We start from the raw sequence: 19,276 nt of genomic DNA on the forward strand, positions 1-19,276 counted from the left end.
GCGTGAGGCGGGGCAACCAACCGAAGCGATGCAGATACCACCGGGTTCGCGTTCTCGCAGACGTTTCTTGCGTAGTCTGGTACGCATCTACTCCCTTCTGAAAAGACGGTGGCTATCCTCCCTTAAACTGAGGACCATGACGGCTACCGGCCTGCTTACTGGTGTGGCTATTGTAGCGGGGGGAACCTATTTGCTCTTGAGCGTGGGGGGAGACCTCTTTAATACCCGGAAGCAGCAGATTCTAGCCGATTCTCTACGGGCCACGATATCCGCTCAGCGTATGCTTGATGCCTCCGACTCCTCGGAGGGTGGAGTTTCGCTGACAAACCTCACCAGAACTATGCGTAACGACGTGCGGGAAACTTCCGCGAGTCAAATGATCGCCCTGATACGCGTCCCGGGGCAGAATTTTTCGTTCGATGCCCCGCAGAACCAGGGCAGTGAAGGTTTCCCCATTAGCACTATCAGCGATGAAATGATTCATCGGGTGAATTCGGGAGAGGAATCGCAGTACTGGCAATCTGTCACTCTAAGGAACTCTCATGACGATTCCGAGTCTGCCGGCATTGTTGTGGGCTCCCGGATCACGTTTCCCGGCTCGGGAGGGGAGTACGGACTCTATATTGGCTACAGCCTGAGCGACGCTGAGCGAACGCTGAGCTATGTGCAGAGAACGCTCGTGGTCACAGGGCTTTTTTTGATGCTCCTCCTGGGTCTTCTGGTCTGGACAATCCTTCGCCTGGTGTTCCGTCCCATCGGTGTTGCCGCCGACACCAGTAGGCGTTTAGCGGCGGGTGAGAACGATGTGCGTATGCCTACCCAGGGAGACGAGTCTTTTGATGTGCTCTCACAGTCGTTTAACGATATGGCTGATAGCCTGCAGAATCGGATTAGCGAGCTGGCAAAGCTCTCCACCATGCAGCAGCGTTTTGTCTCCGACGTGTCACACGAGCTACGTACCCCTTTGACTACGATCCGTCTTGCCGGTGATGTGCTGTACTCGCAGCGAGAGAATCTTGATGCGGTGGGGGCACGAACCACGGAACTTTTGCGTACACAGATTGACCGCTTTGAAAAGCTTCTTGCCGATCTTCTTGAGATATCCCGCTACGATGCGGGATCGGTCACGCTCGAAACGGAGCCGACCAACCTGGTCAATCTGGTGGAGGACGCAGTGGAAGGTCTCAGGAGCTTGGCTGAGGCGGCGAACGTTCAGGTGTATGTGGTTGCTCGCGGTGGGTATCTTGATGCGGAGCTTGATCCTCGTCGGGTGACGCGTATCGTCAATAATCTTCTGGGTAATGCTATTGAACACGGCGAGGAACAGCCCGTTATCGTGACCGTTGATTCCAACCAGACGGCGGTTGCCGTCACGGTGCGTGACTTTGGAGCGGGCATGACCGAGGAGGACTCTCGGAGGGTGTTTGATCGATTCTGGAGGGCCGATCCATCACGAAAGCGAACCCTGGGAGGAACCGGCCTGGGGCTGGCAATTTCGCTTGAGGATGCGCTGTCGCAGGGAGGAAAGCTCGACGTATGGTCGGCTCCAGGCCGGGGAACCTGCTTTCGGCTGACGCTTCCACGCAGCCAAGCGGTTCCCATCGGCTTTTCGCCGCTTTCGCTTGATCCAGGACCGGACAACTCCTCTCTCGATACCAACGTAAACGTTATCGAAAAGGGCACGCAGGAGAGGGGAAAACCGTGAGCGGTAAGGTGGGCGTTGTGAGAATCGTATTGCTGCTCATGGCTATGGCGATCACCGTTACCGGGTGTCAATCGGGTATCCCTCGAAGCGGTGCGGTCTACGTAGGGGAACGGGAAAATATTACCGCGGAGCAACCCGTGATTTTTAATCCTGACGGACCCGCGCAGGGTGCCTCACCCGAAGAAATTGTGCGAGGATTTGTGCGGGCGGCAACCAGTTCAACCGGAGACTACGCGGTTGCCCGTGAATTCCTCACGACCAGTTTTTCTCCACAGTGGAATCCGTATGCGGGAGTTATTATCGATTCCGGTGAGCGTGGTTGGAGGGGGGAGAACAACCAGATCACAATGATGCTCACCCCGGTGTCGACGGTGAACTCACACGGTACAATGCGTTTTTCCCCCTCCGAACAAACCGTGGAGCAGGTTTTTACTCTGCTGCGGGAGGCGGGTGAGTGGCGTGTGAGTAGTGCGCCGGAGGGGATCGTGCTGGACGAGAGAACGTTCTCCGAGGTTTTTAACGAGCACTCATTGTATTTCATTGACCCCCTGACCGAGGTTCTTGTTCCGGATCAGCGTTGGTTTCTTCGGGGTGCTACGATTGCCACTCGAATTGTGACCGAACTCCTCAGTGGTCCCAGTGATCTTCTGGCCAACAACGTTACAACAACGGCCTTTCCTAGCGGAACCGTTCTGACCTCTTCCGTGCCAATCAGCGGGAATAATGCGCGAGTAGATCTGAGCAGAGAGGCGCTAGGCGCTGATGACCGTCAGCTTCAGTTGATGCTTGCACAGATAGAGAGCAGCCTGCAGGATGTCGCCGGTATCACCCGGGCTGAGATTATGGTGGGTCAGGTGGGTCTGCTCTCGGGTCCGACCGATCCGGCTCTGGTCACGCGTTACCCGCGGGTTCATAACAACCCTTTTATCCTTAAGTCCGGTGCTTTGGTCCTGGTAAATTCGGAACAGACTGATCTTCATAACCGCTTTGGCACTGCTGTTGCACAGATGGAACCTGAGGCGCTAGTGGTGCCCTCCGGGAAAGAATTTGTAGTTGTAAAAAATGCCGGTGGTATTAGCCTCGTCACAGAGCAGGGTACGACGCCCGTGGATACCCGCCCGGGGCTCATTAACCCGGTTGTTGACCCGCACGGTTTTGTCTGGAGCGTTCCTCGAGATTCGCCGCTCAGCCTGGCCATCGCTCCAACCCGGGGCGTAGCCACCGGTGCGATGCAAGCGACCTGGACTGACGCCTCTTCCATTGAATTGATGAGCATTTCGTTGGACGGAACTCGGCTTGTCACGGTCTACAGTCGCGGTGGTAGCTATGTGGTCGCGGCCGTAGGTGTTGTCCGAAATCAGGAAGGCGCTCCAACAGCGCTCACCGAACCCATAGAGATTCAGAGGTTAACGGAAACGCCGATCGATCTGGACTGGGTGGACGAAAACAGTGTTGCTGTGGCCTCGGGGGATCAGGTCTCTGGATATTCGTTGGGTATTGTCAGTATGGGGGGAAATGATCAGCAACCCGTTGCGCCGCAGAGTATCGCCTCTCTCGCGGGGGCAAACAGTATTTCCCAATTGCGTATTCTCGGCAGAAACGGTGAACTTCTGGAGTATCGGAACCCCGGCTGGCAAGCGGTGACGAGCGGAGTAACCCTTCTGGCCAAGCAGGCGTATCTCTTCTTCAATATCGATACGCCGCCATCCACAGGGGGATAGTTCCTCTGGTGCTCGGGGTGATGGGTGCCCACACTTGATATATGGCCAGCTCTCCTTCCCCACCACCTCGCTTCCTCCTGTCATCCCAGCGGGTGTGGAACACCTTGAGGGAGAGCCTGCGTGATGCGGTGGGGTTAGTGTTGCCTACCTGGTGTGTTGTGTGCGGCACCGAAAATCGCTCCGTGTGTGGGGCCTGTCGAGAGACAATCGTTTACCGCGAGAACCGCAGAAGTATCCCTGTTGTTGATAGGGCCGGAGCTGTTCGAGAGCTCTGGGTGTGCAGTGCCGTCGCCTATGAGGGGAATGTGCGGCGCATCTTGCTCGCGGTGAAAGAGGGCAGGAGTGACGCCTCGGGGGCTCTGGCGCCTCTTTTACGCCGTGTCCTGGGCGATGAGCTTGCCCGTCTGTATCGATCGGGTGCGAGCGCCGGCCGGGTTATTCGAGTCGTTCCGATGCCCTCCACCGCACGAAGCGAACGGTTACGTGGTTTTCGTCCGGTGGAGCTTCTTGTTAGGTCTGGGTCTCTTTGCGTTTTTGGTTTTTTGGAAGGAGCCTGGAGACAGGATGCGAGCCGGAGGGTGCGTCTCAAAAGATGGTTGCGGGTGCGTAGGAGAAGAAGAAAAAATCAGGTGGGGCTTTCGCGTACTGAGCGTCAGCGTAATGTTGACGAAACGCTTGTCGCCTCTTATCAATGCGCAACAAATTTTATTGTCATCGTTGACGATGTCATCACAACAGGGTCAAGCCTCCGGGAATCCTATAGGGCACTCTCAGAAAAGGGCGGAATTGTGCTGGGCGCAGTCACTCTTGCCCATACCCCGCGGCATCCTGTGTAAACGAGGTGGAAAATACCAGGCTCGGGGGTGTAGCGTTATTAGAAGGCGAGAAGTAATCGCTCACCCGAGGGCGATGAATCGCACAACAGGGAGGTTATTATGGAAGTCAACATCCGTGGTCGAAACGTTGAGATCACCGATCGTTTTGAAGAATATGCCCTCGCTAAGACCGATAAAGTTACCACTCTCGATGAGCGGGCGCAGGTACTAGAGATTAAGGTCTCACGTCGGAGCGAGCACAGTCCCAGTAATGGAGACCGTGTGGAACTCACCCTTATCGGACCGGGGCCGGTTATCCGTGCTGAATCAGATGGAAACGATAAGTTCTCCGCGTTTGATGCCGCTCTGAGTCGGCTCATTGAGCGAGTACGCCGGGCAAAAGACCGCAAGAAAGACAGGCGGGGTCGTGGACGAACCTCTCTCGGCGAGGCGGCCAATGGCGATTTCAGTATCGTGAGTCTTGTCCCGGCCGACGGCGAGATTCTTGAACAGGTAGCTGCGGGAGAAAATGGCAACGGCGGTGTCGCATCTACGGAGGTTCTAGAAGAGGACTACAATCCCGTGGTTATTCGAGCCAAAGAGTTTGACGCTACCTATCTCACCCCGGAAGAGGCGGTCGATCAGATGGAACTGGTCGGTCATGACTTTTACCTGTTTATCGAGGCCGAGACAAAGCGTCCCAGCGTTGTCTACCGCCGTAAAGGATGGGATTACGGAGTGATCGGTTTGAACCAGCAGATTGATCGCGCGGTGGTTGCTGGTTAGCGTAGGAGAACGGGTCTATCTTAACTGCGGGGCAGTCCGGTTGGCTGCCCCGCAGTTTTGTGGAAGGCGTGTTCGGTTCATAATTACAGGATGTGGAGTCCGGAGCGATTTCGCTCATAAAGAAAAATTAGGGGTTCCCATGCAAATTAGTTGTGAAACAGTTCGTCAGAGAGCATCATCCCGCTACGATTAGTAGAGTGGACAATTGTTGATTCAGACATGAGAGTTCACGGCAAAAGTGATTTTGCACGTTGCTGACGCGACGATGCAAGCGGTTGCTTTTGCATACGACAAGATGGAGAAAATCGGTGGCTTCAGTACTCGAAAAGGTTTTGCGCGTTGGAGAAGGACGCACTCTTAAACGTCTGCACAATCAGGCTAAGGCTATTAATGCCCTAGAAGAGAGTTTCAGTGATCTCAGCGATGAGGAGTTGAAGAACGAGACAGCGGATTTTAAACGCCGCTTTGAGGCAGGGGAGACCCTCGACGATCTCCTGCCCGAAGCGTTTGCGGCGGTGCGCGAGGCCTCAAAAAGAACCCTGGGACTGCGACACTTTGATGTTCAGTTGATGGGCGGTGCCGCGCTCCACTTGGGGAACATCGCAGAGATGAAGACGGGTGAGGGTAAGACCCTGGTTGCAACGCTCCCCGCGTACCTCAACGCGATCTCCGGTAAGGGCGTCCACGTGGTCACCGTGAATGACTTCTTGGCCTCCTATCAGAGTGATCTTATGGGCCGGGTTTTTCGTGCCCTGGGGATGACCACCGGTTGTATCGTTTCGGGACAGACCCCTGCGGTGCGGCGGGAACAGTATGAGGCCGACATCACGTACGGAACTAATAATGAGTTTGGCTTTGACTACCTGCGCGACAACATGGCGGGCAGCGTCGCAGAAATGGTGCAGAGAGGTCATAATTTTGCAATCATCGACGAGGTTGACTCCATCCTGATTGACGAGGCTCGTACCCCGCTGATTATCTCTGGGCCCTCATCGGGAGACGCCAACCGCTGGTTTACCGAGTTTGCTGCTATTGCCGCTCGCCTTGTCCCGGAGGAGGACTACGAGGTAGACGAGAAAAAGCGTACGGTGGGTATTCTTGAGTCTGGCATTGAGAAGGTCGAAGACTATCTGGGAATTAACAATCTTTACGAGTCGGCAAACACGCCCCTTATCTCTTTTTTGAATAACTCGATTAAGGCTCGTGCTCTATTCACCAAGGACAAAGACTACGTTGTTTTGAACGGTGAGGTTATGATCGTTGACGAGCATACCGGTCGTATCCTGGCCGGGCGTCGGTATAACGAGGGTATCCACCAGGCAATTGAGGCCAAAGAGCGGGTTCAGGTGAAGGCCGAGAACCAGATGCTTGCAACCGTGACCCTGCAGAACTACTTCAGGCTCTACGACAAGCTGGGGGGTATGACTGGTACTGCCGAGACAGAGGCCGCTGAGTTCATGAGCACCTACAAGCTGGGTGTGGTGCCTATTCCCACAAATAAGCCAATGGTTCGTATTGATCAGCCCGACCTGATTTATAAGAACGAAGAGGCTAAGTTTGCTCAGGTTGTCGAAGATATCGCTAAGCGCCATGAAAAGGGCCAGCCGGTTCTGGTGGGAACCACCAGCGTGGAGAAGAGCGAGTATCTGTCACGTCTTCTGGCTAAGCGCGGTGTTCGACACGAGGTTCTCAACGCTAAAAACCACGCTCGTGAAGCCGCTATTATTGCTCAGGCTGGTCGTTTTGGTGCGGTAACGGTTGCTACCAATATGGCGGGACGTGGAACCGATATTATGCTCGGAGGAAACGCCGAGTTCCTTGCGGTCAGCGAAATGACCGCAAGGGGTCTCAGCACACACGAGACTCCCGATGAATACGAGGCCGCCTGGGACGAGGTTTTTGATTCGGTGAAGGCCGCGGTGAAGACCGAGGCTGAAAAGGTTATCGAGGTTGGTGGACTCTACGTGCTGGGCACCGAGAGACACGAGTCCCGCCGTATTGATAATCAGCTCCGAGGGCGAAGCGGACGTCAGGGAGACCCCGGTGAGAGTCGCTTCTATCTTTCTCTCACAGACGACCTTATGCGCCTGTTTAACTCGGGCGCGGCAACCGCTTTGATGTCGCGGGGCAATGTTCCCGATGATCTTGCGATTGAGTCCAAGGTTGTCACAAAGGCTATTCAAAGCGCGCAGTCTCAGGTTGAATCACGTAACGCCGAGATACGCAAAAATGTTCTCAAATACGACGATGTGCTGAGTCGCCAGCGTGAAGCGATCTATGGAGACCGTCGCCATATTCTTGAGGGCGACGATATCGAGGATCGGGTGCAGGGCTTCTTGGACGACGTTGTCGCGGCTGTTCTTGATACTCATGCCGGCGACGGAACCGGTGACGATTGGGACTTTGACGCTCTCTGGACCGAGCTCAAGCAGCTCTATCCCGTATCAATCAGCATTGACGAGGTGATCGAAGAAGCGGGAAGTAAGGGTAAGATAAACCGCGACTTTGTGCAGCGGGAGATTCTCTCGGACGTTCACGTGGCATACGAAAATCGTGAACGTACACTGGGTTCTGAAGCAATGCGTGAACTTGAACGTCGGGTGGTTCTTGCCGTGGTTGACCGTCGTTGGCGCGATCATCTTTACGAGATGGAATATCTTAAAGAGGGTATCGGCTTGCGCGCTATGGCTCAGCGTGACCCTCTGGTTGAGTATCAACGCGAGGGCTACGCCATGTTCCAAAACAGCATGGGACAGATTAAAGAGGAATCTATGGGGCTCCTCTTTAACCTTGAGGTTCAGGTGAAGGCTCAGGATAATGCTGAACACTCGGTTGCTATTGAGGGCAAGGGTCTTGAGACCGATACTCCCAATCTACAAAAGCTGAGCTACACAGCACCGAGCGATGACGGTAGCGTTGAGGTGCGCAACGATCGTGGACAGCTTCAAAAGGCTGCCACCGAGAAGGCCCGTAAAAGAGCCACGGAGGGGGCTCAGACCGCTCCTCCTCAGGAGGAAGCAGCCCCTACGCGTCGTGGGGCTTTCGGTCAGCAGGAGTCGGCGGAGCCTTCAGCTCCCCTCAACCGCGCCGAGCGTCGGGCAAAAGGTAAAAAGTAATAGAGCCTACGAGCCAGCTATGACAAAGTCCCACCACCTTATACTCGGGTGGTGGGACTCTTGTCTGTCATATTTTCTTGGCCCGGAGATCTCCCGATTATCGTAGCCTGCGCGGTGGTTTTATTGCCGAAGAGTAACGACTGTAGGGATAACCCCCTAAATAACTTGGGTAGTTACCCTTATAGGCGCGTAACATGGCATGAAGATACTCTTAAAAAGATCGTTGATAAAAACGTTTGATGAACCTTAGTGAAAAGGAAATCCCGTGACAGATTCTGGTTCGCACGGCGCAATTAGCGCTGTTAACGTGCGCAAAACATACGGAAAAAAAGAGAATGCGTTTCACGCGCTTCGTGGAGTGAGTCTGAGTATCAACAAAGGCGAGCGTGTTGCTATCGTGGGTAAATCCGGCTCCGGCAAGAGTACACTTATGCATGTTCTGGCCCTGCTGGATACGCCCGACGAGGGGAAGATTTTCTTTGACGCTCATGATGTGACTACCTTGCGTACCTCACAGATTAATAAGATGCGCAATAAGCACTACGGTTTTGTGTTTCAACAGTTTTTTCTTAACGGGCGTCAGAGCGTGCTCGATAACGTTATGCTCCCGCTTGTTATTGGTGGGGTGCGACCTGCGGAGCGTAAGCAGCGGGCGCTGGAAGCGCTGGAGGCGGTTGGCCTGAGCGACAAGGTGAGGAACCGTGCTAACGACCTATCGGGAGGACAGAAACAGCGCGTTGTGATTGCTCGCGCGATTGTTAATGAGCCCAGTATTATCTTCGCCGATGAGCCGACGGGGAATCTCGATAGCCAAACCGGTAAACAGGTGGAAAAGATGCTTTTTGATATGAATAGAGACAAGGGAATCACTCTTGTAGTGGTCACCCACGATCACGAATTTGCCGCACAGTTTGACCGCCAGATCAATCTGGTTGACGGTCAAATCGTCTCGCAGGGTGGAGCCGCAGCATGAGATTCTCAGACACGCTTAAAATGGCCTCCAGCGGTATGTGGAGGAACAAATCACGAACCATCCTGACGATCGTTGCTATTTTTGTCGCGGCATTTACCATTACTGCCACCACAGCGATTGGCGCCGGTGTGTCAGCGTATATTGATAAGCAGATTAGCGGGTTTGGTGCCACCAATGCGATTGTCGTGACGGCTCAGGCCGATACGTCAGGTGACGGGCCAGCAAAGTACGATCCCAATGCCCAGGAAATGTTTGGGCGTAGTCTTGTCACACTGACCGAGGACGATATCACCAAGATATCGCAGGTGAAAGACGTCACTTCAGTGACGCCTGTGCAAACGGGTTCCCCTTCCTTTATCCAGAGCAGCGGCGAGAAATTCTCCCTGAGAACTCAACCTCTTCTTAAAGGGCAGAACGTTGATACCGTTGCCGGTGTGGAGCCTCAAAGCGGGGCCTCGCCCGAAATTATTATTTCGGTTCCCTATGTGAAGGCGCTTGGATTTGCTAGTGATCAGGATGCCGTAGGCAAGACTGTTACGCTGGGCGTGAGTAATCCTCTGACGGAGATTGAGACCTTTACCGCAACAGTGAGCGGCGTGATGAACGACTCGCTTCTGAGCGGAGGGCAACTGTTTGTTAACGATACCTTTCAGAAGAGAGTGACCGAGATCGTCCAGCAGGATCTTCCTGCCTCCGCAATCAACCGTTTCCCAACAGCTATCGCGTATGCCAGCAGCAGCGATCCTGAGGTTCTCACCCAGGTAAAGAAGGGTCTTGAGGATATCGGCTTTTCTGCGCAGACCCTTGAGGATCAGATTGGAGTTGTCAAACAGATATTTGATGCTATTACCATCGTTCTCACGATATTTGGCGTTATTGCCCTATTAGCGGCAAGCCTTGGTGTTGTGAATACCCTGTACATGTCGGTGCAGGATCGAACTAAGGAAATTGGATTGATGAAGGCGAGCGGGCTTTCTTCGGGCAAGGTCTTTGCGCTCTTCAGCTTCGAAGCGATGCTTCTCGGGTTGTGGGGCAGCATCCTGGGAATTGTTGCGGCCTGGGGTGCGGGTCAGGGTGTAAACAGCCTAGCCTCCAGGACCTTCCTTAAGGATCTCCCGGGATTTGACCTGATGCTCTATCCGGTGGAGAGCATGCTCATCATCGTTGGGGTGATCCTGCTGATCACCTTCCTCGCGGGAACGCTACCCGCACGACGTGCCTCGCGCCTTGACCCCATCAACGCGCTGCGCTACGAATAAAGAGTAATAACAAGGGGTCTGTGTCTTGCGAGTCATGGTTACGCGAGACACAGGCCCCTCATTTCGTTTCCTCTGGGAGCCGTCTTATTGGAGCAATCGCTCAGATAAGCCTAATCTTCAACGATGTTGAGGAGCACGTGGCCGCTCGACACGGTTGTTCCCACGACTGCCGAGAGATTGGTAATAACCCCGTCACGGTGGGCGGTGAGTGGCTGTTCCATCTTCATCGCCTCGAGAACCACCACAAGATCTCCCGCAACAACCCGGTCGCCGTTAGCAACCGCGGTTTTCACGATGGTTGCCTGCATGGGTGCTTTCACCGAGTTGCCCGTTGCGGTTGTGACCGAGCCGCCCGTCTTGCGGCGGGGTGCAGGCCCCCGGGTGAGGCCCTGATCGGCGTTGGGTAGCAGTGATGTGGGAAGGGTAACCTCCACACGGCGACCTGCAACCTCAACCACAACGTTTTGACGTGAGGGGGCAGCCGCTACACGGCCGGTTTCTCCCGACCACGGCTCGATATCGTTGTGGAATTCGTTTTCGATCCACAGAGTGTACACTCCGAAGTTGCCGTCTGCCGCGACAAAGGCGGGCTCACGGACGATTTTGCGGTGGAACGGCAACACGGTGGGGAGCCCGGCCACCTCAAACTCGTCGAGCGCGCGACGTGCGCGCTCAAGCGCCTGCTCACGAGTGGCCCCGGTCACAATTATTTTTGCAAGAAGCGAATCAAAAGCTCCCGTGACAACGTCTCCCTCGGTAACCCCGCTATCAAGGCGAACCCCCGGGCCGCCCCCGGTTTTAAACTGGGTAACGGGTCCGGGCGCGGGCAAAAAGCCGAGGCCGGGATCTTCGCCGTTGATACGAAACTCAAACGAGTGTCCTATTGCGACGGGGTCTTCGTAGTCGAGCACCCCGCCCTCAGCAATACGGAACTGTTCGCGCACCAGATCAATACCCGTAATCTCCTCGGACACGGGGTGCTCGACCTGAAGACGGGTGTTGACCTCAAGGAATGACACGGTTCCGTCCAGGGCTACAAGGAATTCGCATGTTCCCGCTCCCACATAACCAACCTCCGCGAGGATCGCCTTCGAAGCCTCGTAGAGTTTGGCGTTTTGCTCGTTGCTGAGGAAGGGGGCGGGTGCCTCTTCGACAAGTTTTTGGTGCCGACGCTGAAGGGAACAGTCACGGGTGGAAACCACTACAACGTTGCCGTGGCTATCTGCCAGGCACTGTGTTTCGACGTGGCGGGGTTTCTCTAAGTACTTTTCAACAAAACATTCACCGCGACCAAATGCGGCAACGGCTTCACGGGTGGCGGATTCAAACTGGTTTTCAACCTCGTCGCGTGTATACGCAACCTTCAGGCCCCGGCCGCCACCGCCAAACGCGGCTTTAATCGCAACGGGAAGTCCGTGCTGATCAACAAAGTCTAAAACCTCTGCAGCCCCAGAAACGGGATTGAGTGTTCCCGCTGCGAGTGGTGCGCCGACTTTTTCAGCGATGTGCCGGGCAGAAACTTTGTCTCCCAGTTTTTCGATTGCTTCGGGGCTCGGCCCGATCCAGGTGAGCCCGGCCTTCTGTACTGCGCGAGCGAACTCTGCGTTTTCGGCAAGGAACCCGTAGCCGGGGTGGACAGCATCGGCACCCGAGCGGCGCGCTACGGCTAGGATCTTCTCAATCACCAGGTAGGTCTCGGCGCTGGTGCTTCCTCCCAGGGCGTATGCTTCGTCAGCAAGCTGCGCGTGCATGGAATCACGATCCTGATCGGCGTAGATAGCAACAGAGGCTATTCCGCTGTCGGCGGCGGCACGGATGATACGAACGGCAATCTCGCCACGATTGGCGACTAGAACCTTAGAAATACGCGGCATAATTACTAAGCTTATTGCCTGCGACGCGTCCTTATTTGGATATCATCCACAATAAATAGAGGATTATGACTACAAAATCTACAAAGTCGCGGTTTTTTGGGGTGTATGAAAGCTTTTGTGCAGGGCGCTTATCCGATAATTACACTCGGTTCCACAGGTCTGGCCAAGTGTAACCCAGCTCACGTACCATTCCACGAAGCGCGGGTAAGGATAGCCCCACTACAGTGCTGGGTTCACCCACAATTTTTGTGATAAAAGCTGCACCCAGGCTATCGATGGTAAAAGCCCCCGCAACGTTGAGGGGCTCTCCCGTAGCAATGTATGCATCTATTTCGGAATCGGTAATGTCTGAACCGAAGGTGACCTCGGTGCTCGTGACAAACCCCGTTTCACCCCGAACACGACTCCCGGAGTAGTCGATCAACCAGTGCCCAGAGTAGAGAGTACCTGTTTTTCCGCGCTGCTCACGCCAGCGCTTTCTAGCGTTTTCTGCGGTGTGGGGCTTGCCATAGATAACCCCGTCGAGAACAAACGAGGAATCACCTCCCAGCACCAACCCTTCAATATCTTCCTCGTGAGCGTCTAGGTCATGCGGTGAGGGGAGAACCGCCTCGGCCTTAGCCCGCGCCAGAAGCTGAACGTAGTCCGTGGGGTTGAGAGCATAACCGAGGGAGGCTTCTGCCTTGGCAATAACGGCGTCCTCGTCCACGTGAGGGGGAAGAAGAACCGGTTCGATGCCGGAGGATCGCAGGAGGGCAAGGCGGGCTGGAGAGGTGGAGGCAAGGTAAAACTTCACCTCACCTACTCTATTCGCTTGCTGCCTTCAGCGTCAGCCCGGGTGGAGTGTGGCATGCTCTTTAGGTGAGTGAAAATACTAGACCTCGGAACACGGCGGATCTCAGCGTGGGTGAGGAGATTGAGCTTGACATTACCGGGGTTGCCCACGGTGGGATATTTATTGCGCGCCATGGGGGGCGCGTGGTCTTTGTCACCGACGCTATCCCCGGGGAGCGGGTGCGGGTGCGGGTGACGGAGGCGCGCAAAAAAAGTTTTGTCAGGGCATCCGTTATTGAGGTTCTGAGCGGGTCGCCGCACCGCCGCGATCACGTGTGGGGTTCCGCCAGTATTGCGCTCGACCCTGCGCATCGTGCGGGTGGGGCGGAGTTTGGTCACATCGCCCTTGATGAGCAGCGCCACCTTTTGGGAACGGTGGTGAGCGATTCCCTCAAACGTTTTGCGGGGATTGAGCGGAGCGCCGTGATCGAGGCGGCTCCCGGTGATGACGAGCATAACGGGCTTGGATGGCGTACCCGCATGCGAGTGCACTCCGATGGTCGGGGAAGTGTGGGGCCGTATGTGTCTCGTACGCATACTGTCGTTTCTGTTCCCGACTATCCCTTGGCGCGTCCGGGCGCTGAGAGGGTTGCGCTCGAGTTGGGGTCTTCTATAGGGGACGCACGCTCATTTGATGTGGCAGCCCCCAGCCTTTCCGCGCCGTATTCCATTGGAGTAGAAGGGACAAAACGAAGCTCACGCGGGAGCGGGGCGCGGATTCGGGAGAGCGTGGGGTCACGCGAGTTCGAGGTTTCGCGATCGGGATTTTGGCAGGTGCATCGTGAGGCTCCGCGAGTTCTCACTGCTGCCGTGCAAGACGCAATCAGCCCGGCTCTTTTTGATCCCGCAGCGGATAACTTGGACCTTTACGGGGGCGTGGGGCTTCTTGCCGCTGCCGTTCTCGACGGCTTTGAGGGGGTGCGCATCACCACCGTCGAGTCAGACTCGATCGCCACGGAGTGCGCGGTAAGCAACCTGCGCGATGCTCCCGGGGCAACCGCTATTACGGCCCGTGTTGACCGTTTTTTAGCCGAGAGAGCGCGCGCGGCCACCCGAGTCGACCACTCCCGTCTCCGTGCCGCCACGGTTGTACTCGACCCACCGCGCGCCGGTGCCGGAGCCGGTGTGAGTGAGTCCCTGCTGCGGATGCAACCCGCGCAGATAGTTTATGTGGCCTGTGACCCCGTGGCCTTTGCGCGTGATGCTAAGACCTTTGTCGAGGGCGGATACACGCTTACGGGGATACGGGGTTTTGATCTTTTTCCACACACGCATCACGTGGAGGTGGTGGCCTCGCTGGTTCGTAACGACCTACTCGGTTTCGCGAATGTCCCCAAAGACGGCCGCGGCTGAGCGGGCGGTGTGGGTCACCGTCGTCATATCGTCACCGGTAACCGTCACATGACCCACTTTGCGGCCACGACGAGGAAGCTTACCGTAGCTGTGTATTTTTGCGTTGGGATACCGGGTAAAGGCCTCAGGGTAGAGATCTTCCATAGTGCCCTCCGCGGGACCACCCAGCACATTAACCATCACGGTGTGTGGGCTGCGAAGCTCTGTGGAGCCGAGCGGTAAATCGGCGACCGCGCGCAGATGCTGCTCGAACTGACTTGTCACGGAGCCCTCAATTGTCCAGTGCCCACTATTGTGGGGTCGCATCGCCAACTCATTCACGAGAATACGATTATCGGTGGTTTCAAAAAGCTCAACAGCGAGCACCCCGGTAACCCCGAGAGCGTCTGCGATGCGTCGGGCAATGTCGGCTGCCACCCGGGCAACCTCGCCCTCGGAGCCGGGTGCGGGAGCCAAAACCTCCGCACACACACCGTCTTTTTGTATTGTCTCCACAACAGCCCAGGTTGCACTTTCTCCGCTGGGTCGTCGGGCGATGAGCTGTGCGAGTTCGCGGCGGAAATCGACGAGTTCTTCCACAAGAAGCTCACCACCCCTGCCGTCCTCGGCAAGCGTGGTAAACCAGTCTGCGGCCTCGGAAGCATCGGAGATCACCCGGACGCCTTTGCCGTCATAGCCACCCCGGGCGGTCTTCAGAACACCGCGACCACCGTGGCTCTCAAGGAAGCGGGCCAGAGCTTTCTGATCACTCACCCGCGCCCAGGAGGGTACTGGCAGTCCCAGCTCGGTGAGTTTTTCACGCATGAGGATTTTGTCCTGTGCGTAGAGAAGGGCGTCCGGCCCGGGATGCACGTGATATCCCCGGTGGACTAGTTCGCGAAGGATTGGTTGTGGAACGTGTTCGTGATCAAACGTGACCACATCAACCGTTGCAGCAAAAGAGGCGACGGTCTCGAGGTTACGGTAGTCACCCACCCGAGTGGCCGCGAGTGACGCCGACATGCCGGGTTCTTCCGCGAGCACATGGATGCCCAGGCCGGTATTGATTGCCGGGGGGATCATCATTCGAGCCAGCTGCCCGCCGCCGATTACACCGATAGTTTGTGGCATGGTGACCCCTCAGGTGGTTTGATGGTGAATAAGTTATCTTTTCTATTCTCTCGCAAAACCCGAGAGCGTAAAAAATCAGTTATTTACGGTGGATGATACGTGGTTGTCAGACGGATAGGCCGTGGGGAGGGTAGTTTCTGCGGCGTAAGAACGTTCGATGAGTTCGTGCAGCATCGACACGACCAACTCTGCCTGTGGAACATCGTTAAGCTTCAGGACGGAATCTGAACCAACCGCGAGGTGGATCGTTCCCGACCGATACAGTCGCTGAATAGCGTTTGACCGCAATTGCACCTCGCGGATCCGACCGAGTGAGACCTCCGAGCGTGACCGTACGATAACCCCGTGACGAATAATGATGCGCTTGGTGGTGATGGTAAACGTTGTACCGAGCCACGCGAGGTAGGGAAGAAGGCACAGCAGCAGGATGACCAGGGCCGCTCCTCCGAGCACGCTCAACTGTTGCCACTGCTCGCGAAACCACGAACCGTAAAAACCGGCCAGAGGGGCAACCACAAGGAGTACTATCGCGGGAAGAAAGAGGCGGCGTCCGTGGCGGCGCAGTCGGGCCAGCACAATTTCGGGTCGTACGTGGGCAGCCGTCGCCGGTTTAAGCGCCGCTTCAAGATTAGCGGCGCGGTATTCGGCTGACCCTGTGTCAGCGTTCGGTACGGATGCCATGCCTCTATTTTTACAGCATTCAACCGTGCGTGGGGTGCCCGACACCACGGGTATCTGTCTAAATAGGGAAAACTCCTGGCTTAAGAGAGAAAACCCCGCCGACAAGGTATTCCGTGGGATAACCTTGTCGGCGGGATCTGTGCTACTTCGTCAGCGTGACGAATGTAGGGTAGCGCGCTATGCGCTTACCTGGGCGGTGATGCGAGCACCCAGGTTCCGGTCGACCTCGGTCCAGTACCAGAGGAAGCGTTTCTTAACTTCATCGCGGGTGAGGCTGTTGTACTGACCGACGAGGGTCTCCGTGAGACGTTCCCGCTGTGCATCGTCAAAGACCTCGCGCACCAGTGTTCCCGCCTGCCCAAAGTCGTCGTCATCGGAGCGGAGGGTATATGCGGATCGCACAAGATCTCCATCACTTTCCCAGCCCACACCCTCGGCAGCCTTGTGCGGGTCCGCGGCGGGGCCGTTGGCTGAGTTGGGCGCGTAGACCGGAGTTTCTCCACCGGTGTAGAAATGACGCATCGAGCCGTTTTTGGAGTACGAGTTAACCTCGCTGGTGGGACGGTTCACCGGCAACTCGTTGTAGTTGGTGCCGATGCGGTAGCGGTGTGCGTCCGCGTATGAGAATATGCGGGCGAGTAGCATCTTATCGGGGCTCGCCTCAATACCGGGCACGAGGTGTGACGGGGCAAAGGCGGCCTGCTCGATCTCGCCGTGGTAGTTTTTGGGATTGCGATTGAGCTCGTACTCACCAACCGGAATCAACGGGTAGTCTGAGTGGGGCCAGATCTTTGTGAGGTCGAACGGGTTAAAACGGTAGGTCTTTGCCTCTTCGTAGGGCATAATCTGCACCGAGACACGCCAAGAGGGGAAGTTTCCGGCCTCGATATTGTCGTAGAGGTCTCGCAGATAGAAGTCGGTGTCCTCTCCCACAAGCTGTTGTGCTTCGGCATTACCAATGTTCTTCACGCCCTGATTGGAGTGGAAGTGGTACTTGACCCAGAAGCGCTCGCCGGCCGCGTTGATCCACTGGTAGGTGTGTGAACCGTATCCGTTCATCTCGCGCCAACTCGTGGGCAGACCCCGGTCTCCCATGAGATAGGTTACCTGATGGGCCGATTCGGGTGAAAGGGTCCAGAAGTCCCACTGCATATCCGCGTCACGCAGATTGGTGTGGGGTAGGCGCTTCTGCGAGCGAATGAAGTCGGGGAATTTGATGCCGTCACGAATGAAGAAGATCGGGGTATTGTTTCCCACGATGTCGTAGACGCCCTCCTCCGTGTAAAATTTCAGGGCAAAGCCGCGAACGTCGCGCCAGGTGTCGGGGGATCCTAGTTCTCCGGCAACCGAGGAGAAACGCTGGAGCAATTCCGTCTTGGTGCCCTTTTGAAAGAGGCTTGCGCGGGTGTATGCACTCAGATCCTCAGTGACGGTCAGGGTTCCGAATGCGCCGCCCCCCTTTGCGTGGACAACACGCTCGGGTACGCGCTCGCGGTTAAACTGGGCCAGCTTCTCAACTAGGTAGTGGTCGTGCAGTACCACGGGGCCGTTGGGGCCGACCGTGCGTGAGAACTCGTCGGAGGCGACGGCCGCACCCGTGTTGGTGGTGGTGTGTTTAGTCATTGTCTTTCCTTTCGCAGGTAGCGCACAGACCTCGGAACGTAAGGTCTGTTTCGATAATTGTCATGCCGTGAGAACTTGAAGGGACGAGGCACGGTGCGTGCCCCACAACACAGTCGATGTCCTCCACCCGGCCGCAGCTCACGCACTGGACATGGTGGTGGTTATCTTTTGTACGGGTTTCGTATTGGGCGCTACTGGAATCGGCTAGGTCTACTCTCCTCACGATTCCCGCGGTCGTGAGATCCTTGGTAATCCCGTGAATTGCCTGAAGCGAAACCGTACTGAGTGTGTGGAGAACACCGCGATAAATGGTCTCGACGTTTGAGTGCGGGTTGTGATCAATAAACGTAAGGACGGCTATTCGTTGACTTGTTGCGCGCAGGCCCACCCGGCGCAATTCGTTTGCCCAATCGGCATTTCGAGGATGAGTAACTGTGGTTTCAGCACTGAGCATGGGGCAATGCTATCAGGTTATTTTTAGTAATTCATAATAACTAGTGATTGTCTACAGCGCGTAAATGCACAACATCACCCGCGGAGACGATCAGAGGAGAGGACTCCCCACTTACCTCAACCACAAGACGTCCAGTGTTGTCAATGTCCCGTGCAAGCCCCACTGGTTTCCTGCCGTCGGGCAGGTGAACTATTACGTGTTGCCCCAGGGTTGCGGAGTCTTGGCGGAGTGTGACGAGAGTTTGTTGCGGCGGACTGTCTGTGTCTTCCCGTTCGCTCAGGAGGGCATCGGTGCGGGCAAAAAGCTCGGTGAGGTAGTGTGCGAGTATCGTGTCAATATCAACCGAGCGCGCGCCCTGCAGTCGCAGAGAGGTCGCTGTGGCCGTGGGTAACTCTTCGGCGGACATCGTGAGATTAATCCCTGTCCCGATGATGATTGTGTCGTTTGGTCCGACTTCGCACAGGATCCCCGCGACCTTCAATCCGTCTATCTGTACATCGTTTGGCCACTTGACGGAGACCTGTGACCGAGGAACGAGAGGGCGTAGCGTTGCGGCTAACGCGCTTCCGGTGACGAGGGGAACCAGGCTGCGCAGTGAGGGGGCGATCCGGCATCTGAGTGCAGAGACCGCAAGGCTTGTGTGGGGTGGTGTAACCCACGACCTGTCTAAGCGCCCTCGCCCCGATACCTGATTATCCGTAGCCACAACGCTCTTGTCGGGGATGACGTCGATTTTGTTGAGGTGCGAAAGATGGGCGTTGGTTGATCCGACGCGTTCGAGCCAGAGGAGTTGTGGGGTGACTATTCTGCTGAGAGGAAGCTCCATAGTGAGATTGTATCGACGTCGTTTAAAACGTGTTCCCCCTCAGAAATCTTTGAAAGTCTGGCTTGTGTCTGCGCGGGGTACGAGGGTTGCTGAGGTAAAAAAAAGGGGTTTCGTAGAAATAGTGAAGAAGATTCGGATTCTTTTGT

Annotated in this window: 15 protein-coding genes; 8 read left to right on the plus strand and 7 right to left on the minus strand. The window is 56.0% G+C overall.

Annotation, left to right across the window (positions count from 1 at the left end):
* Nucleotides 1–28 precede the first annotated feature (28 nt).
* From mtrB to FrondiHNR_RS03760, 7 genes are all read left to right on the plus strand, one after another.
* Nucleotides 29–1,705: an MtrAB system histidine kinase MtrB gene (mtrB, locus tag FrondiHNR_RS03730; protein ID WP_279354461.1), complete on the plus strand. Its 1,677-nt coding sequence runs from the start codon at nucleotides 29–31 to the stop codon at nucleotides 1,703–1,705.
* Nucleotides 1,702–3,426: an LpqB family beta-propeller domain-containing protein gene (locus FrondiHNR_RS03735; protein ID WP_279353911.1), complete on the plus strand. Its 1,725-nt coding sequence runs from the start codon at nucleotides 1,702–1,704 to the stop codon at nucleotides 3,424–3,426. Before mtrB ends, FrondiHNR_RS03735 begins: the two co-directional genes overlap by 4 nt.
* A gap of 41 nt (nucleotides 3,427–3,467) precedes the next feature.
* Entirely contained in the window at nucleotides 3,468–4,262 is a 795-nt protein-coding gene (locus FrondiHNR_RS03740) for a phosphoribosyltransferase family protein (protein ID WP_279353912.1), read from the plus strand.
* Nucleotides 4,263–4,361: 99 nt separating this feature from the next.
* Nucleotides 4,362–5,027, plus strand: coding sequence for a ribosome-associated translation inhibitor RaiA (raiA, locus tag FrondiHNR_RS03745; protein WP_279353913.1), 666 nt, complete (start codon nucleotides 4,362–4,364; stop codon nucleotides 5,025–5,027).
* A gap of 308 nt (nucleotides 5,028–5,335) precedes the next feature.
* Nucleotides 5,336–8,143 (plus strand): preprotein translocase subunit SecA, encoded by a 2,808-nt coding sequence (gene secA / locus FrondiHNR_RS03750; protein WP_279353914.1) that lies wholly within the window; start codon nucleotides 5,336–5,338, stop codon nucleotides 8,141–8,143.
* 265 nt (nucleotides 8,144–8,408) lie between these two features.
* Complete coding sequence (locus tag FrondiHNR_RS03755; RefSeq protein WP_279353915.1) at nucleotides 8,409–9,116, plus strand: ABC transporter ATP-binding protein; 708 nt, start codon at nucleotides 8,409–8,411, stop codon at nucleotides 9,114–9,116.
* Nucleotides 9,113–10,375, plus strand: coding sequence for an ABC transporter permease (locus FrondiHNR_RS03760; protein ID WP_279353916.1), 1,263 nt, complete (start codon nucleotides 9,113–9,115; stop codon nucleotides 10,373–10,375). The genes FrondiHNR_RS03755 and FrondiHNR_RS03760 overlap by 4 nt, the downstream gene beginning before the upstream one ends.
* A gap of 110 nt (nucleotides 10,376–10,485) precedes the next feature.
* Here the strand turns inward: FrondiHNR_RS03760 and FrondiHNR_RS03765 are convergent, their stop codons facing one another.
* Together FrondiHNR_RS03765 and FrondiHNR_RS03770 are read right to left on the minus strand one after the other, a co-directional pair.
* A complete protein-coding gene (locus FrondiHNR_RS03765; RefSeq protein WP_279353917.1) occupies nucleotides 10,486–12,249 on the minus strand; it encodes a biotin carboxylase N-terminal domain-containing protein in 1,764 nt (587 codons plus the stop codon).
* 139 nt (nucleotides 12,250–12,388) lie between these two features.
* Nucleotides 12,389–13,045 (minus strand): nucleoside triphosphate pyrophosphatase, encoded by a 657-nt coding sequence (locus FrondiHNR_RS03770; RefSeq protein WP_279353918.1) that lies wholly within the window; start codon nucleotides 13,043–13,045, stop codon nucleotides 12,389–12,391.
* Nucleotides 13,046–13,110: 65 nt separating this feature from the next.
* Here FrondiHNR_RS03770 and FrondiHNR_RS03775 point away from each other — a divergent pair, with 65 nt between their 5' ends.
* The gene (locus FrondiHNR_RS03775) at nucleotides 13,111–14,436 is read left to right on the plus strand and encodes a TRAM domain-containing protein (protein WP_279353919.1); all 1,326 of its coding nucleotides are present in this window, start codon (nucleotides 13,111–13,113) and stop codon (nucleotides 14,434–14,436) included.
* On the opposite strand, the gene FrondiHNR_RS03780 is transcribed toward FrondiHNR_RS03775, so the two are convergent.
* The 5 genes from FrondiHNR_RS03780 to FrondiHNR_RS03800 all read right to left on the minus strand — a co-directional run bounded on the left by FrondiHNR_RS03780 (nucleotide 14,395) and on the right by FrondiHNR_RS03800 (nucleotide 19,130).
* Nucleotides 14,395–15,546 (minus strand): 5-(carboxyamino)imidazole ribonucleotide synthase, encoded by a 1,152-nt coding sequence (locus FrondiHNR_RS03780; protein WP_279353920.1) that lies wholly within the window; start codon nucleotides 15,544–15,546, stop codon nucleotides 14,395–14,397. The two genes, FrondiHNR_RS03775 and FrondiHNR_RS03780, sit on opposite strands and share 42 nt — an antisense overlap.
* A gap of 75 nt (nucleotides 15,547–15,621) precedes the next feature.
* Nucleotides 15,622–16,227 (minus strand): PH domain-containing protein, encoded by a 606-nt coding sequence (locus tag FrondiHNR_RS03785; RefSeq protein WP_279353921.1) that lies wholly within the window; start codon nucleotides 16,225–16,227, stop codon nucleotides 15,622–15,624.
* Nucleotides 16,228–16,404: 177 nt separating this feature from the next.
* Nucleotides 16,405–17,850, minus strand: a complete 1,446-nt coding sequence (locus FrondiHNR_RS03790; protein ID WP_279353922.1) for a catalase — start codon at nucleotides 17,848–17,850, stop codon at nucleotides 16,405–16,407.
* A complete protein-coding gene (locus FrondiHNR_RS03795) occupies nucleotides 17,843–18,304 on the minus strand; it encodes a Fur family transcriptional regulator (RefSeq protein ID WP_279353923.1) in 462 nt (153 codons plus the stop codon). Before FrondiHNR_RS03795 ends, FrondiHNR_RS03790 begins: the two co-directional genes overlap by 8 nt.
* Nucleotides 18,305–18,344: 40 nt before the next feature.
* Nucleotides 18,345–19,130: a biotin--[acetyl-CoA-carboxylase] ligase gene (locus FrondiHNR_RS03800; RefSeq protein ID WP_279353924.1), complete on the minus strand. Its 786-nt coding sequence runs from the start codon at nucleotides 19,128–19,130 to the stop codon at nucleotides 18,345–18,347.
* Between the last annotated feature and the right edge of the window lie 146 nt (nucleotides 19,131–19,276).

Source organism: Lysinibacter sp. HNR (assembly GCF_029760935.1).
GTDB lineage: Bacteria > Actinomycetota > Actinomycetes > Actinomycetales > Microbacteriaceae > HNR.